We start from the raw sequence: 15,694 nt of genomic DNA on the forward strand, positions 1-15,694 counted from the left end.
CGAAAATAACCGGAGCAGGGTGTGAGTTCGGACAGCCAACCTGGCCATATTGACCAAATTAAACAAATCAATGCTGGCGTCGTTTACCGATTAATTGATCAGCATGGCCCCGTCTCGCGCATTGAATTGTCCAGGCGCGCCCAGTTAGCCCCAGCCAGTATTACCAAAATTGTCCGGGAAATGCTGGATGCCCATCTGGTTCAGGAAACCGAATTCCAGGATCCGGGCGCGCGTGGTCGTCCCGCTATCGGGTTAATTCTGGACACGGAGGCCTGGCACTACCTGGCCCTTCGCCTGCACCGTGGCACATTAACCCTGACGCTTCGCGATTTGAGCAGCAGGGCGCTGGTTGAAGACCATTTGCCCCTCCCGGATGATCCCACCCAATCGTTACTGACCACACTGACCGACCATGTTGATGCGTTTTTTATCCGCCATCAAAAGCGGCTGGAAAGGCTGACCGCCATTGCTATCACGTTGCCGGGGCTGATCAACGTCGCATCAGGCGTGGTGCACCGGTTACCCGGTTATACCTGCCATGATATGCCACTGGGCAGCACCCTGGCGGCCCGAACCGGCCTGCCGGTGTTTATCCAGCATGATATCTCGGCCTGGACATTGGCAGAATCCCTGTTTGGCGCATCGCGCGGTGCGCAGGATGTCATTCAGATTGTCATTGATGAAACCGTGGGGGCGGGCGTGATCACGGACGGACAGTTACTGCACAAAAGCGGACGTGCGCTGGTCGAAGTGGGCCATACGCAGGTCGATCCCTATGGTCAGCAATGTTACTGCGGGAATCATGGCTGCCTGGAAACGGTGGCCAGTACCGGCAGTCTGCTGGCCCTTGTTGCTCAGCGTCTGCCGGGACAGCCCGACAGCCTGTTACATCATCAAACCTTAACGCTGGAGGCGGTCTGTGAGGCGGCCCGGGCGGGTGACAGGCTGGCCCGCGATGCCATCGCCACGGTAGGGCATCATGTGGGCAGGCTGCTTGGCATGATGGTAAACATCTTCAATCCTCAACATATTCTTATCGGTTCACCGCTAAATCAGGCGGCGGACATCCTGTTCCCGGCGGTACAAAACACCATTCATCAGCAGTCGTTACCGGCTTACAGCGCAGGCATTCAGCTTGCACCTACTGAGTTTACTGAGCCTGGCACACTCGGTGCGGCGGCGCTCATTAAAGATTCGCTCTATAGCGGTTACCTGTTAGTGAAGTTACTACAAGGTTAAGCAACACTAACCTTGCGCTAACGCAATCTGCCTGTGCTTTTCCTTCCTTAGAATGTCTGTTCGCACGAAAGACTCATCGCCGATGAGTCGAAACCGCTGGTGAAGGAGACGTCGAGTGAAAACGCTATTTATTGCGGGAACAGATACCGAAGTGGGAAAAACCGTTGTGTCGCGCGCCCTGTTACAGAGTTTTATTCAGGCCGGTTTCAGTGCCGCAGGCTACAAGCCTGTTGCCCGTTGTGGTGTCAAAACGGAAGAGGGCCTGAGAAATAAAGATGCGTTGTTTTTACAAAGCGCCTCGTCCATGACGTTGCCTTATCAGGCTGTGAATCCCGTTATTTTCGAAAAAGAAGAAATCGGGGGTTATCCGCCTTGTGAGGTTAACTATGCGCGAATCAGTCAGGGGTTAAAGAACCTGCATCAACTGGCCGATCGCGTCGTGGTTGAGGGCACAGGAGGCTGGCGCAGCCTGATGAATGATGCCCAGCCGTTATCGGCCTGGGTGGTGGAACAACAGTTGCCGGTGATCCTGGTCGTGGGGATTAAAACGGGCTGCATCAGCCATGCGTTGCTGACGGCTGAGGCTATTCTGGGTGATGGCTTACCGCTGGCAGGCTGGGTGGCAAACCGGATCAATCCGGGGCTGGCGCACTATGCGGAGATCATTTCAGTCCTGCGTGACAAGCTTCCTGCGCCGCTGTTGGGTGAGTTGCCCTATTTGCCGCGTGTTGAGCAGCGTGATGTGTCCCGCTACCTGGATATCTCCCTGCTCAATGCCGACAAGCTGCCGGTTGCAAAGGCGAAAATAGCCTGACGCCCTTCATCTGAAAACACACGCTAATAAGAAAGACAGTGACACAGGATGCGAAACACGAAACCCGCTCGATGGAAAAGGGCCGCAACCGGGGTGCGGCCCTGATTTTTCAGGGATTCAGACGGCGACGCGTACGGCCGGAACTGAGATAGTCCGCGATATAATCCTGCGAAATTTCCCCGCTGTAACGGCCTTCTTCATCCACAATCGGCATCCACACCGTGTTGTGTTCATACAGCTTTGACAGCACCACGCGCAGGTTCTCCTCGGCTTTGCCGGTTACCCGGAAGGTGTGCAGGATATCCTCACAGCGACCGCTGGCGCTACGCGCCTCGCGACGTTTAACAAACCCGAGCGGTTTACCATCGTCGTCCACGACGGTAATGGAACGCATATCGTTATCGTCCATAGTGCTGAACGCATCCATCAGTGGCGTCGAACGTTTCACCGTGATGGTCGGTTGCTGATCGGTCACATCACCCGCCTGCACCAGTAGCAGACGTTTCAGAGTGCGGTCCTGACCGACAAACGACCCGACAAAATCATTCGCTGGCGTCGCCAGTAATTCGTCCGGGCTGGCGCACTGCACGATTTTGCCCTGGCCAAATACGGCGATGCGATCGCCAAGTTTCAGCGCCTCGTCAATATCGTGGCTGACCAGCATGACCGTTTTCTTTAACTGACGCTGCATATCCAGGAACTCATTCTGGATGACTTCACGGTTAATCGGGTCCACCGCACCAAAAGGTTCATCCATCAGTAAAACCGGCGGATCCGCCGCCAGCGCGCGAATAACGCCAATACGCTGCTGTTGCCCGCCCGACATTTCGCGCGGATAGCGATGCAGAAATTTCGTGGGATCCAGTGCCACCATGCTCATTAATTCGGTGGCCCGCTCGCGGCACTGTTTTTTGTCCCAGCCCAGCATGCGCGGCACGACGGTAATGTTTTCCTCAATCGTCATGTTAGGAAACAAACCAATTTGCTGAATAACGTAGCCAATATTGCGGCGCAGCGTGGTCGTGTCCTGGGTGCTGGTGTCCTCACCGTTGATGAGAATACGTCCGCTGGTGGCCGGAATCAGGCGGTTAATCATTTTCAGTGTGGTCGTTTTCCCACAGCCGGAAGGGCCCAGCAGTACGCACATTTCGCCCGCCGGCACCTCAAGACTTACATTGTCCACCGCTTTCATCAGCGTGCCATTTTTCTGGCTGAAGGTTTTCGTCAGATTTTCAAGTTTTATCATTATCGAATTCCCTTAGGAGTCAGCGCCAGCTGCAAACGGTGCAGCAGCCAGTCAAGAACAATCGCCAGCAGGCAAATCATCAGTGCGCCGGCAATCAGCATGCGCACGTCACTTCCGCTGATGCCATCAAGCAGGAGCAGTCCAAGTCCGCCCGCACCGATCACCGCCGCGATGGCCATAACACCGACATTCATCACGACGGCGGTGCGGATACCGCCAAAAATGACGGGCAGGGCCATGGGGATCTCAACCCAGCGCAGACGCTGCCAGAACGTCATCCCAATGCCCCGACCGGCCTCACGCAAGCCATCCGGCAGGTTTTCCAGCGCGGTATGGGTATTACGTACAATCGGCAGCAGGGAATACAGGAACACCGCCGTGATGGCAGGCACCGCACCGATTCCCTGACCGATCAGCGAAAACAGCGGGATCATCAGACCAAACAGGGCAATGGTCGGAATGGTCAACACGATGGTGGCGATGCCCAGTACCGGCGTGGCCAGCCATTTAATGCGGACAATTAAAATGCCCAGCGGCACGCCGGCCAGAATGGCGCAGCCCACAGCGACCAGCACCAGCCAGGTATGCTGCCAGGTCAGCGTTAGCAGGTTATTCCAGTTATCAATGATGTAATGAAGGGTATCCACGATGCCTCCTTACAGCATGTTTTTGGATTGAAGGAAATCGCGCGCCACCTGTTCCGGTGACTGATGATCGATATCCACGCGCTTGTTCATCTCGGTGATGGCCTCATCCGTAATCAGCGGTGAAAGCTGATTCAGCGCCGCCTCAAGACCGGGATGGCTCTCCAGCACATCTTTGCGTACGACCGGCGTCACGTTGTAGCTGGGGAAGAAGTGCTTATCATCTTGCAGCACCTTGAGATCGAATCCTTTTACGCGCCCATCCGTGGTGTAAATCAAGCCCGCATCAACAAAACCGTCGCGGATCGCGTTGTACACCAGACCCGGGTCCATCTGACGAATTTGCGGTCTGTCCAGCGTGAGGTTGTAGGTCTTCTGCAGCGGCTTCATCCCATCCGAACGGCCATAGAACTCCAGATCCAGCCCCAGTCGCCAGTTATGTTTCGGGTCGGTTTTGCGCACCTGATCAATTTTGGCCACCAGTTGCGACAGGGTAGAAATACCTTCTTTATCCGCCCGCGCCCGCTGCATGGCAAAAGCATAGGTGTTGTTCATCGGGGCTGGATTAAGCCAGATCAGCCCCAGCCTGCCATCCAGATTTTTAACGGTCTGGTAAGCTTCCTGTGAGGACATGGGCTTGTTGATATGGTTGAAAATAATCAGTGAGGTACCGGTATATTCCCACGTCATGTCGATTTGCTTGTTAATCATGGCATTTCGACTGATTGTCGTGGCAATGTTGCGTTTTGGGATAACCTGAAACCCTTTCTTTTGCAGCCACATCACGGTCATGGCAGAAAGGATGTGTTGTTCCGTAAAACTTTTCGTCGCCAGCACCAGCGGGGCGGCAGCCTGAACGCTCTGGCTGAGCGCCAGCGTCGCCGTCAGGGCCAGCGTACAGTGCTTAATCCAACGCGTAAGCATCATCAACTCCTGTTTTATGCCGCAGCGTGCGGACTCAGATAACGGCCTAACGTCGCCAGCAACATATCCAGTATCAGGGCCACTAACGCCGTTGCCACCGCGCCCAGAATCAGGACCGGGAAGTCATTGAGGTAAATCCCCGGAAAAATCAGCTCGCCAAAGCTGCTGGCACCAATCAGGAAGGCCAGCGGGGCGGTGCCAACGTTAATGGCTGTCGCAATGCGCACGCCTGCCAGAATGACCGGCAGCGCATTCGGCAGCTCAACCTGACGCAGGCGTTGCCATTTTGTCATGCCGATACCGTTAGCGGCTTCAATCAGTGAGGGCGGAACGGCGCTCAGTCCGGCATAGGTGTTGCGGACAATGGGGAGCAGCGAGGCCAGGAACAGGGCAAACAGCGCCGGCTTATCGCCAATGCCGATCACCACCATGGCCAGCGCCAGTACGGCCAGCGGCGGCAACGTATTGCCCACGTTAAAGATTTGCATGACATATTCTGCCCAGCGACGGGCAAAGGGACGGCTTAGCAGGATCCCACTGGGAATACCGACCAGCAGGGCAAACAGCATTGACCAGAACACTAAAAACAGGTGCTGTTGGCCAAGATAGATGAGATCAACGCGGCGGGCGACCAGTGTATCCCAGCCCAGCCCCCAAACCAGTGCGCCCAACACTGCTATCACAGCAAGCAGCGCCAGACCGGCACGTTTGGCCAGCGAAGCGTTATGCATACGGATTCTCCCTGTAGACCAATCTGTTGTTATCAAACCCTGAACCGACATGACAGACGCCACAAAAAGGGCCGCCGCGTCCAAAACCATGCCGATTGTTAAACGTGTAAAACGTTTGCGAATTTCTGCGTAATTTCGTTAATCACAGTCAACGCAGTTTTAAACCTATAGCAACGTCAAGCGAAGCGCGCCAGCTTTTATCGGTAAAATCATGGAGATAGCATGGGGGCAAAATCGCCGCAGCCCTTACTACAACTGGTTTAACAGCGAAACTACCTGATTCGCCCCAATTTAGGTGACAACGTCACAAAAGCACTGAATTGATTCCTGGACGCGCAGATTTGCGCTAGCCTTAGGGAACGCAAAAAGGGAGCATCATGATCAACAGCACTTCCGCGCCGCTGCGCCGCAACTGGATTCTTTTCGCCTGCATGCTCGCCATGTTTATGGCCGCCATCGAAGTCACTATTGTGGCCACCGCGATGCCAACAATTGTCGCCGAGCTGGGGGGCTTTGCGCAGTTTGGCTGGGTATTTTCGGTTTACCTGCTGACGCAGGCCATAAGCGTACCGCTTTATGGGCGCCTGGCGGATCTGTGGGGCAGAAAGAGGATGCTGTTTCTGGGCATCACGCTTTTTTTGGCAGGGTCGGTGTTATGCGGCTTTGCGCACAGCATGTTTTGGCTCATCGTGTTCCGCGCCTTTCAGGGCCTGGGCGCGGGGGCCATCATGCCGCTGACGTCCACGATTGTGGCCGATATCTATTCCCCCCGTGAGCGGGCCAGCGTGCAGGGCTGGCTGTCCAGCGTCTGGGGCGTGGCGGCGATTGTCGGGCCGCTCTCGGGCGCGTGGCTGGTCCAGCACTTCAACTGGTCGGTGATTTTCTGGGTCAATGTCCCGATTGGCATCATCAGTATGCTGTTGCTGGCCATCCTGCTGCCTACACATTCACAGAAACAGCCGGCCCCGTCACTGAATCTGATTGGCAGTGGCTGGCTGACGCTGTGCATCAGCGCCGTACTGATTGCCCTGTTACAGGCAGAACAACTGGGCTACTGGCTCCTGTTGTTTTTACTCGTGGGCGGGCTGGCCGGCTGGCAGTTAACCCGCCATGAACAGCAGGCACAGGCGCCCCTGTTTCCGATGCGTCTCTGGCAGAGTAAGCTGATTATTGCCGGCAATATAGGCAACCTGGTGATTGGGGCGACCATGATGGGCGTCAGCGCGTTTTTACCGACATGGATACAGGGCGTCACGGGCGGTTCGCCACTTCAGGCCGGCACCGCGCTGGCGATGATGTCCATCGGCTGGCCGCTGGCCAGTACGGTCAGTGGCCGCCTGATGCTGTTCACTTCTTATCGTTTTACCGCCCAGCTGGGCGCATTATTGTTAATTGCAGGCAGCGCCTTACTGCTGCTGTTACACAGAGAAAGTTCGCTACTGCAGGCAGGCTTCACCTCATTCCTCATCGGCACCGGCATGGGGATGACCAGCACGACGTTTCTGGTGTCTGTGCAGAATCATGCCGAATATGGCATTCGCGGTATTTGCACGGCGTCGATAATGTTCAGCCGTATGATTGGCTCCGCGCTGGGAACGGCGGTGATGGGCGCCGTGCTAAACCTCAACCTGCAGTGGCGGTTGCCACATGCAGAGGATCCGGTGCAGCAAATTATGTCGCAGACAACCCGCGACCAGTTGGCCCCGGATGAGCTGCAGCACCTGTTACAGGCGATTGCTGCCTCACTGCACTGGGTGTTTATCGTGGCGTTGGTTATCGCGTTATCGGCGATGTGGGTCGCCGGAAAAATGCCGCGTCAGCAGCCGCAACAGGCCGACTGATACCGGGTCGTTTAGTCGTCAGGGTGCGATTCGGACGGGAACAGGAGAGAAAACGAAAAAGAGAAGGGCGACAATGTCGCCCTGAGCGTTACTGCGTTGAGGTGTCCTGCGAGCTACCCGCGCTGTCAGGGACCGCCGCCCCGTCATCGCGACCCAGCTTTTTATAAACGATTTTCTGTGTGTCGTTATCGCAATGACCGACAACCTGTCCGCCCGCCTGGTCGGTCTGATCGTTGGGCACCACATCCAGACTAAAGCCTGATTCGGGCACACCGTTCTGGATAATTTTCTGGCTGATATCCGCTTTTACGGATTCACAGGAGGCCTGCGCCAGCAGCGGGAATGCCAAAAACGTCACTGTCAGTAATGCATGCTTCATCTTCATAACCTTTTCCTTTTGTCATGCGTCAGTCATTACTATAGCTGAAAATTACGGCAGTACCGGACGACCGGTGCGGCGATCCAGACAGCGCAACGTGTTGGGTTCCCAGTAGGCGTTCAGGTTAGCGCTCTGCTCACACTTGTCGCGGGTATCAAACGCGCGGTCCGCTTTATCAAACTCTTTTTCCACCCGGCGGTTCACTTTATTGCGCAGCATGTGCGTGTCATTCCACTGCTCTTTACTCTGACGGGCCGCTTCATTATTCAGCGCGCTACTGCCATTTTCAATTATCAGGCGATCGGTGTTTGCACTCACGCCAAATGCCGTAACAGAAAGCAGGGCCACCATCAGAACCGGAAGCAATTTTTTCATCGTAATATCCTTCAGTTAACACGGGCTTACCTGTGGGTAAACTTTTGCAGCCTGTGCGCAATAGTATACCATTGCCGCTCAGATGCTCACCAGCAGTGTGCATGTCGTTTACCTGCCTGAGAGATTAACGTGCTGATCAAGACTGCATTACTGTTTTTTATTACCGCCCTGGCAGAGATCACAGGCTGTTTTTTGCCCTGGCTGTGGCTGAAAAAGGGCGCGTCGGCCTGGCTGCTAGTGCCTGCCGCACTGAGTCTCGCGCTGTTTGTCTGGCTGCTGACGCTCCATCCGGCGGCAAGTGGGCGCGTATACGCGGCTTACGGCGGCGTTTATGTTCTCACGGCGCTGGTCTGGTTGCGCATCGTAGACGGGGTGAAGCTGAGTATCTGGGACTGGAGTGGTGCGCTGATTGCGTTCAGCGGCATGTTGATTATCGTGCTGGGCTGGGGCAAAGCGTAAAAAGCCAGCCCGAGGGCTGGCCTCTTAATCAGGGTTTATGCACTTTAAGGCCTGCCAGCGTCTGGCTGACGGGCATCATTTCCAGGGTGTTGATGTTGACGTGTTTAGGCAGGGTTGCCACCCAGTAAACCGCTTCAGTCACATCTTCCGGCGTCAGTGCCGTCGCGCCCTCATAAACCTTATCAGCCTTGTCATCGTCGCCTTTAAAGCGCACGTTAGAGAATTCGGTGCCGCCAACCAGGCCTGGCTCAATATCCGTTACGCGCAGGGCGGTGCCGTGCAAATCGGTGCGCAGGTTCAGGCTGAACTGACGGACAAAGGCCTTGGTGGCCCCATACACGTTACCGCCCGCATAGGGCCAGCTTCCGGCAATCGACCCGATATTAATGATATGACCGACGTTACGCTCAACCATCGCAGGCAAGACGGCGCGCGTCATATACACCAGCCCCTTCGTGTTGGTGTCGATCATATTTTCCCAGTCATTCACATCTGCCCGGTGCGCCGGTTCAATGCCTAATGCCAGACCCGCGTTATTGACCAGCACATCAATGTCGCGCCATTCTGCAGGGAGGTGTGCAATTGCCTCTTCAATGGCGGCCCGGTTGCGCACATCCAGTTGCACCGTATACAGGTTGTCGCCCAACGCGTCTTTCAGCGCTTTCAGACGTTCTGCGCGACGGCCGCTTGCGATCACTTTGTGTCCTGTTTCGATGAACCGGCGGGTAATGCTTTGACCAAACCCTGCCGTTGCCCCCGTAACAAAAATAATCATCGTGTTTCCCTTATTCCGTTTCATGGTGTTCCTTTCACCTTAACACGGCATTTTTGGCGATGTCCGCTGAATTTTACGTGCACGGTCGCCCACGGTCTGCGCCGTTTTCGTGCAGCCCGCCCCGTTATTGTGCAAACGCGCCAGGCCGGCAGGGCGCATTTTGGCCATCATCATGCAGGCAACCGATTGCGAAAGAATGGCAACCGTTTGCGTCTTGTATTAAGACGTTTTTTCGTTGCGCAACGAATATTTTTGATTAAGTTGCTGATATATAAGTTTTTATTTTATAAGCAAGGCTGGCATGACTCTTGCAAAATGTTCAGACAGAGACCAGGGTTAAGGCACAGGGCGACATTTACCCCGCCCGGCAGAGGAAACATTATGCTGACATATACGGACGCGGCGATTCGCGCCAGCTTCTTCGATTTTGCCGCAGTGGCACACGATCCCGAATCGATACTGGCGCAGGCACGCTATCTGGACGATGGCGTGCTGACGCTGCGTGAAGGGCGTGTTGTCGATCTGCGTCCCTGGCAGGAGAGCACAGACAGCCTGAATGCAGGCGGCATGATTGACCTGCGCGGTAAGCTGATCATCCCGGGCTTTGTCGATTGCCATATTCATTATCCGCAAACGGAAATGATCGGTGCCTTTGGCGAGCAACTGCTGGAGTGGCTGAATCAGTACACTTTTCCCGTGGAAGCGCAGTATCACTGCCCGGATCATGCTGCGCAGATGTCGGCATTTTTCCTGCAGCAGTTACTGGCGAACGGCACGACCAGCGCGTTGATTTTCGGCACGGTGCACCCGCAGTCGGTAGACGCGCTGTTCAGCGCAGCCGAGGCGCTTAATATGCGTATTATCGCAGGCAAAGTGATGATGGATCGCAATGCCCCGGACTACCTGACAGAAACGCCAGAAGAGAGCTATGCCCAGACGGAGGCGCTGATTGCGCGCTGGCACGAGCGCGGCCGCCTTAATTATGCGCTGACGCCGCGTTTCGCTCCGACCTCTTCTCCGGCGCTGCTGGAGAAAGTTCAGGCGCTTCGCCAGCGTCACCCGGATGTCTGGGTTCATACGCACCTTAGCGAAAACCCCCACGAAGTGGCCTGGGTGAAGCAGCTTTTTCCTGACCATAACGGTTATCTGGATGTGTATCATCAGTATCAGCTGACCGGGCGCCGCAGCGTATTCGCGCACTGTCTGCATCTGGAAACACAGGAGTGGCAGTGCCTGCATGATACGAACTCCGCCATAGCATTTTGCCCCACCTCAAATCTGTTTCTGGGCAGCGGCCTGTTCAATATCCAGCGGAGCTGGCAGCAGGGCGTTAACGTGGGCATCGGCACCGATGTAGGCGCCGGCACCACCTTCAATATGCTGCAAACGCTGGGAGAAGCCTACAAAGTGGGGCAACTGCAGCAGTACAAACTGAGCGCCGCAGAAGCGTTTTATCACGCCACACTGGGCGGCGCCCATGCGCTGGATCTCGATAAACACATCGGTAACTTCGCCCCGGGCAAAGAAGCGGACTTTGTGGTGCTCGATCCCGCCGTGTCCGCCTTGCAGAGGTTACGCATGGCAAACAGTAAAGATATCTGGGAAAAACTGTTTGTGCTGATGACGCTCGGCGATGACAGAAATATCGTACAAACCTGGGTTAACGGTCGCCCCGTCTGGCAATCCGCTGCAAAGGAGAACGCCGCATGATTCAGTTCCTGCTTAATGACCGTCCCGTGACAGAAGAGCAGCTCGATCCCAATCTGACGGTCCTGTCGTATTTGCGTACGCATCAGCGTCGCTGCGGCACCAAAGAGGGCTGTGCCTCCGGCGACTGCGGCGCGTGTAGCGTCACGCTGGGCAGTGTCGTAGACGGGAAGCTCACCTACCAGACCGTGAACAGCTGCCTGATGCTGGTCAGTGGGCTACAGGGTAAGCAACTCATTACGGTTGAGGATTTACGCCAGGGAAAAAGCCTGCATCCGGTACAGCAGGCGATGGTGGACTGCCATGGCTCGCAGTGTGGATTCTGTACGCCGGGTTTTGTCATGTCGCTGTTTAGTCTGCAAAAAAACCAGCCTGAGTGGAATCGTCAGCAGGCCGAACATGCGCTGGCGGGTAACCTGTGCCGCTGTACCGGTTACCGTTCCATCATGGCGGCTGCCGAGCAAAGCCTGAGCGATGTTCAGCCCGACAGCTTTGATCGTCAGGCACAGCAGGTGACTGAACAGCTGATGAACCTGACACACGAGGCTATCCAGACGCTGGAAAAGAACGGTCGCACCTGTTTTATCCCGAAAACCGTGCAGCAGCTTGCCGAATGCTGTATCGCCCATCCTGATGCCGCATTGCTGGCGGGCGGCACCGATCTCAGCCTGCTGATTACCCAGCGCGACCAGCATCTCCCCAAAATGATTGCCCTGGGGCAGGTTGACGCACTGAAAGCCTGCGGCGAGGACGATAAACACTATCAACTGGGTGCCGCTGCGTCGCTGGAGCACATCGCCGATTTTATGGCGACGCGGATTCCGGGTTTTGCCGGGATGCTGACGCGCTTTGCCTCGCTACAAATTCGTCAACTCGGCACGCTGGGCGGCAACCTTGCAAACGCTTCGCCGATTGGTGATGCTTCGCCTACGCTGTTGGCGCTTAATGCATCGCTACTGCTGCAGCACGGCGACACGCAACGTACCGTGCCGCTAGATGGCTTTTTCACGGGCTACCGACAGACGGTGCTAAAGCCGGGGGAGTTTATTCACACCATTCTGATTCCTAAAGTGACGGTGTCACCGGATTTTGTGGCCTGGAAAGTCTCAAAACGACTGGATGACGACATTTCAGCGGTGTTTGCCGCCTTTAATATTCATACCGATAACGGCATCGTCACGCGTGCGCATATTGCATTCGGCGGTATGGCGGCAACGCCGCTTCGTGCGGTCGCCTGTGAACAGGCGCTGTGTGGTGCCGCTTTATCGCCGGAAACGCTGGCGAGAGCCTGTCAGGCACTGGAAGCGACGTTTCAGCCGCTGAGCGATTTCCGGGCCAGCGCAGATTACCGTCTGCAGGTCGCCTGTAACCTGTTGCGTCGTTATGTTTACCGTTCAAACGGACTCGCCATCACAGAGGTAAGCCGCTATGTCTCATAATCGTCCGGCATTGCCTGAATCTGCGTTACCCGTCCTGTTCGCCAGCGATATAACCACGGGCGTAGGACGCAGTCAAAAACACGAAAGTGCGGAAAAACACGTCTCCGGTGAAGCGCAATATATTGACGATAAAGCAGAACAGCCGGGCTTACTGCACCTTTGTCCGCGTCTGAGCGACCACGCGCATGCGCGTATTACACGCGTCGATCTGCAACCCTGTTACGCGGTTCCGGGCGTAGTACGCGTACTGACCTGGCAGGATGTGCCCGGCGTCAATGATATCGGGCCCCTACAGCCAGGCGATCCGCTTCTGGCACAGGATATCGTCCACTATGTGGGCCAGATTGTGATTGCCGTACTGGCCGAAACGCCTGAAGCGGCGCGTCAGGGCGCTAACGCGGCGATGATTGAGTACGCCAGTCTTCCGGCGCTGCTGGATGTCGAAGACGCGCTGAAGCAGGGCAGCTTCGTGCAGGAACCCCATATTCATCAGCGCGGTGACGTTGAGGCGGCACTGGCGCGCGCGCCGCATCGGGTTCAGGGGGCGTTCCACATTGGCGGACAAGAGCATTTCTATCTGGAAACGCAAACCGCCCTGGTGATTCCCGGCGAAGACGACGCATTGCAGGTCTTTTGTTCGACGCAGAACCCCACTGAAATTCAAAAGCTGGTGGCCGAAGTCATGGGCATCACCATGAACAAGGTCACGATTGATATGCGGCGTATGGGCGGCGGATTTGGCGGCAAGGAAACCCAGGCCGCCGGTGTTGCCTGCCTGTGTGCTGTCGCCGCCAGGCTGACCGGGCGCGCCGTGAAAATGCGCCTCGCGCGGCGTGATGACATGCGTATTACCGGCAAACGGCATCCGTTTTTTGTGCGCTACGACGTGGGGGTTGAGGATGACGGCCGCTTGTGTGGCGTGAAAATCGATCTGGCAGGTAACTGTGGTTACTCACTGGATCTCAGCGGATCGATAGTGGATCGGGCAATGTTTCATGCCGATAACGCGTACTACCTCGGCGATGCGCGGATTACCGGTTATCGCTGCCGCACCAATACCGCGTCCAATACTGCATTTCGCGGGTTTGGCGGCCCGCAGGGCATGGTGGCGATAGAGCAGATTATGGACCATATCGCCCGCGAGCGCGGAATCGATCCGCTGACGCTGCGTAAACGGAACTACTACGGTAAACACGAGCGCAATATCACGCATTACCACCAGCAGGTGAAAGATAATCTGCTGGATGAGATCACGGAACAGCTGGAAATCAGCAGTGATTACCACGCGCGGCGGGAAGCCATCGCGGCCTTTAACGCCAGCAGTCCGCTGCTAAAACGCGGTCTTGCGCTGACGCCGGTGAAGTTTGGGATTTCTTTCACCTCAAGTTTTCTCAACCAGGCCGGTGCGCTGATTCTGATCTACACCGATGGCACAGTACAACTCAACCACGGCGGAACGGAAATGGGCCAGGGGCTCAATACCAAAGTGGCGCAGATTGTCGCGCAGGTGCTGCAAATCAATATCGATAAGATCCAGATCACCGCCACAGACACCGGCAAAGTGCCCAATACATCGCCGACCGCGGCTTCCAGTGGTACGGATCTGAACGGCAAAGCGGCGCAAAATGCGGCGGAAATCCTGCGTGAACGCATGCGCACTATGCTGTGTTCGCTGCATAACTGTCTCCCCGAGGCGGTAAGTTTCAACAACGGCGTGGTGCGCGCAGGCGATCACTATTACACGTTCGCTCAGGTCGCCCAGCTTGCCTGGCTTAATCAGGTGCCGCTCTCCGCGACGGGATATTATCGCGTGCCTGGCATCCACTACGATCGTCAGGCTGGTCGGGGCGAGCCGTTTTACTATTTCGCTTACGGGGCCGCCTGTTGCGAAGTGATTGTGGATACGCTGACGGGCGAATACCGGTTATTACGGGCGGATATTCTGCATGATGTTGGGGCCTCACTGAATCCAGCCATTGACATCGGTCAGGTCGAGGGCGGCTTCGTGCAGGGGCTGGGCTGGCTGACCTGTGAGGAACTGGTCTGGAATGACAAAGGCCAGTTGATGACGAACGGTCCGGCCAGCTACAAAATTCCGGCAATCAGCGATGTGCCCGCCGATATGCGCGTCACACTGGTCGAAAACCGTAAGAATCCGCAGGATACGGTATTCCATTCCAAGGCAGTGGGCGAGCCGCCTTTCATGCTGGGGATCGCCGCCTGGTGCGCATTACAGGATGCGGTCGCCAGTCTCGCGGACTATCGCCAACATCCGGGGCTGGACGCGCCTGCTACGCCGGAGCGGGTATTCTGGGGCGCACAGCGTATGGCCGGGAGGCGCGGATGATTTTCCATGACTGGATAAGCATCCTGCACCATCTCCGTGAAACGCGCCAGCCTTGCGTACTGGTCACTGTGCTGCGCGATCGTGGCTCGGTGCCCCGGGACGGCGGCGCTAAAATGGTGGTGACGGCGAAGGAAACCTTTTTAACAATTGGCGGCGGACATCTGGAATTTCAGTGTATCGCGCAGGCCCGCGCACTGCTGGAAAGCGGGCAGGCCAGCCCGTACACAGAGGATTTCAGTCTGGGAGCACGGCTGGGCCAGTGCTGCGGCGGCATGACCACCATGTTATTCGAACCCCTGTTACAGGCACAGCCCGAAATCCTGGTGTTTGGCGCGGGCCATGTGGGCCAGGCGCTGGTGAATGTGCTGGCAACGTTACCCTGTCACATTAACTGGATTGACAGCCGGGAAAATGTTTTTTTATCCGTGCCGCCCGGGGTGCGCATCCAGCAGCCTGACGATCCGCTGGACGCAGTGGCTGAGGCGCCCGCTGGCAGCTATTATATCGTGATGACGCACCATCATCCGTTGGATCTGGCGCTCTGTGAAGCCATTCTCAAGCGGGGAGATTTCCATTACGCGGGCGTCATTGGCTCGCAGACAAAAAGCCAGCGCTTTCGCTATCGTCTGGCCGGCAAAGGCATCGACGACGTTCGGCTGGCGCGCCTGCGCTGCCCGGTGGGCTTACCCGATGTAAAAGGGAAACTGCCCGCCGAAATCGCCGTGGCGATTGCGGGTGAGATTATTGCGGTGTACCAGCAACAACGCGGATAGG

The 15,694-nt window shown here is 56.3% G+C and carries 15 protein-coding genes; 8 read left to right on the top strand and 7 right to left on the bottom strand.

From position 1 onward, the window contains the following. The first annotated feature begins 21 nt into the window (after positions 1-21). Both C7433_RS01470 and bioD read left to right on the top strand, forming a co-directional pair. Positions 22-1,239, top strand: coding sequence for an ROK family transcriptional regulator (locus C7433_RS01470; protein ID WP_110267473.1), 1,218 nt, complete (start codon positions 22-24; stop codon positions 1,237-1,239). 115 nt (positions 1,240-1,354) lie between these two features. Then, a complete protein-coding gene (gene bioD / locus C7433_RS01475; RefSeq protein ID WP_033741737.1) occupies positions 1,355-2,053 on the top strand; it encodes a dethiobiotin synthase in 699 nt (232 codons plus the stop codon). A gap of 109 nt (positions 2,054-2,162) precedes the next feature. Here bioD and osmV read toward each other — a convergent pair whose 3' ends face one another. From osmV to C7433_RS01495, 4 genes are read right to left on the bottom strand one after another with little or no spacing between them, the layout of a single operon-like run. Next, a complete protein-coding gene (gene osmV / locus C7433_RS01480; RefSeq protein ID WP_039340279.1) occupies positions 2,163-3,299 on the bottom strand; it encodes an osmoprotectant ABC transporter ATP-binding protein OsmV in 1,137 nt (378 codons plus the stop codon). Continuing rightward, positions 3,299-3,946, bottom strand: a complete 648-nt coding sequence (gene osmW, locus C7433_RS01485; protein ID WP_006119224.1) for an osmoprotectant ABC transporter permease OsmW — start codon at positions 3,944-3,946, stop codon at positions 3,299-3,301. Before osmW ends, osmV begins: the two co-directional genes overlap by 1 nt. 9 nt (positions 3,947-3,955) lie before the next feature. Beyond that, positions 3,956-4,867, bottom strand: coding sequence for a glycine betaine ABC transporter substrate-binding protein (locus C7433_RS01490; protein WP_058701868.1), 912 nt, complete (start codon positions 4,865-4,867; stop codon positions 3,956-3,958). 14 nt (positions 4,868-4,881) lie between these two features. Continuing rightward, entirely contained in the window at positions 4,882-5,598 is a 717-nt protein-coding gene (locus tag C7433_RS01495) for an ABC transporter permease (RefSeq protein WP_006119222.1), read from the bottom strand. A gap of 377 nt (positions 5,599-5,975) precedes the next feature. On the opposite strand from C7433_RS01495, the gene C7433_RS01500 reads away from it, so the two are divergent. Further along, complete coding sequence (locus C7433_RS01500) at positions 5,976-7,439, top strand: MDR family MFS transporter (protein ID WP_110267474.1); 1,464 nt, start codon at positions 5,976-5,978, stop codon at positions 7,437-7,439. Between the two features lie 88 nt (positions 7,440-7,527). Here C7433_RS01500 and C7433_RS01505 read toward each other — a convergent pair whose 3' ends face one another. Then, complete coding sequence (locus C7433_RS01505; protein ID WP_110267475.1) at positions 7,528-7,824, bottom strand: DUF1161 domain-containing protein; 297 nt, start codon at positions 7,822-7,824, stop codon at positions 7,528-7,530. A gap of 45 nt (positions 7,825-7,869) precedes the next feature. Then, the gene (locus tag C7433_RS01510) at positions 7,870-8,193 is read right to left on the bottom strand and encodes a DUF1283 family protein (RefSeq protein WP_006119218.1); all 324 of its coding nucleotides are present in this window, start codon (positions 8,191-8,193) and stop codon (positions 7,870-7,872) included. Positions 8,194-8,325: 132 nt separating this feature from the next. Here C7433_RS01510 and C7433_RS01515 point away from each other — a divergent pair, with 132 nt between their 5' ends. Further along, a complete protein-coding gene (locus C7433_RS01515; RefSeq protein WP_058702016.1) occupies positions 8,326-8,652 on the top strand; it encodes a YnfA family protein in 327 nt (108 codons plus the stop codon). 28 nt (positions 8,653-8,680) lie between these two features. On the opposite strand, the gene ydfG is transcribed toward C7433_RS01515, so the two are convergent. Beyond that, the gene (ydfG, locus tag C7433_RS01520; RefSeq protein ID WP_033742210.1) at positions 8,681-9,427 is read right to left on the bottom strand and encodes a bifunctional NADP-dependent 3-hydroxy acid dehydrogenase/3-hydroxypropionate dehydrogenase YdfG; all 747 of its coding nucleotides are present in this window, start codon (positions 9,425-9,427) and stop codon (positions 8,681-8,683) included. Positions 9,428-9,808: 381 nt separating this feature from the next. Here ydfG and guaD point away from each other — a divergent pair, with 381 nt between their 5' ends. From guaD to xdhC, 4 genes are read left to right on the top strand one after another with little or no spacing between them, the layout of a single operon-like run. Next, positions 9,809-11,137: a guanine deaminase gene (gene guaD / locus C7433_RS01525; RefSeq protein ID WP_110267476.1), complete on the top strand. Its 1,329-nt coding sequence runs from the start codon at positions 9,809-9,811 to the stop codon at positions 11,135-11,137. Next, a complete protein-coding gene (xdhA, locus tag C7433_RS01530) occupies positions 11,134-12,573 on the top strand; it encodes a xanthine dehydrogenase small subunit (RefSeq protein WP_033741730.1) in 1,440 nt (479 codons plus the stop codon). Before guaD ends, xdhA begins: the two co-directional genes overlap by 4 nt. Then, positions 12,563-14,920 (top strand): xanthine dehydrogenase molybdopterin binding subunit, encoded by a 2,358-nt coding sequence (gene xdhB / locus C7433_RS01535; protein WP_110267477.1) that lies wholly within the window; start codon positions 12,563-12,565, stop codon positions 14,918-14,920. Before xdhA ends, xdhB begins: the two co-directional genes overlap by 11 nt. Next, positions 14,917-15,693 carry a xanthine dehydrogenase accessory protein XdhC gene (xdhC, locus tag C7433_RS01540; protein ID WP_110267478.1) on the top strand — a complete coding sequence of 259 codons (777 nt, stop codon included), beginning with the start codon at positions 14,917-14,919 and terminating at the stop codon, positions 15,691-15,693. Before xdhB ends, xdhC begins: the two co-directional genes overlap by 4 nt. Position 15,694: the final 1 nt, after the last annotated feature.

This window comes from Pantoea sp. PNA 03-3, assembly GCF_003201175.1.
GTDB classification, from domain to species: domain Bacteria; phylum Pseudomonadota; class Gammaproteobacteria; order Enterobacterales; family Enterobacteriaceae; genus Pantoea; species Pantoea stewartii.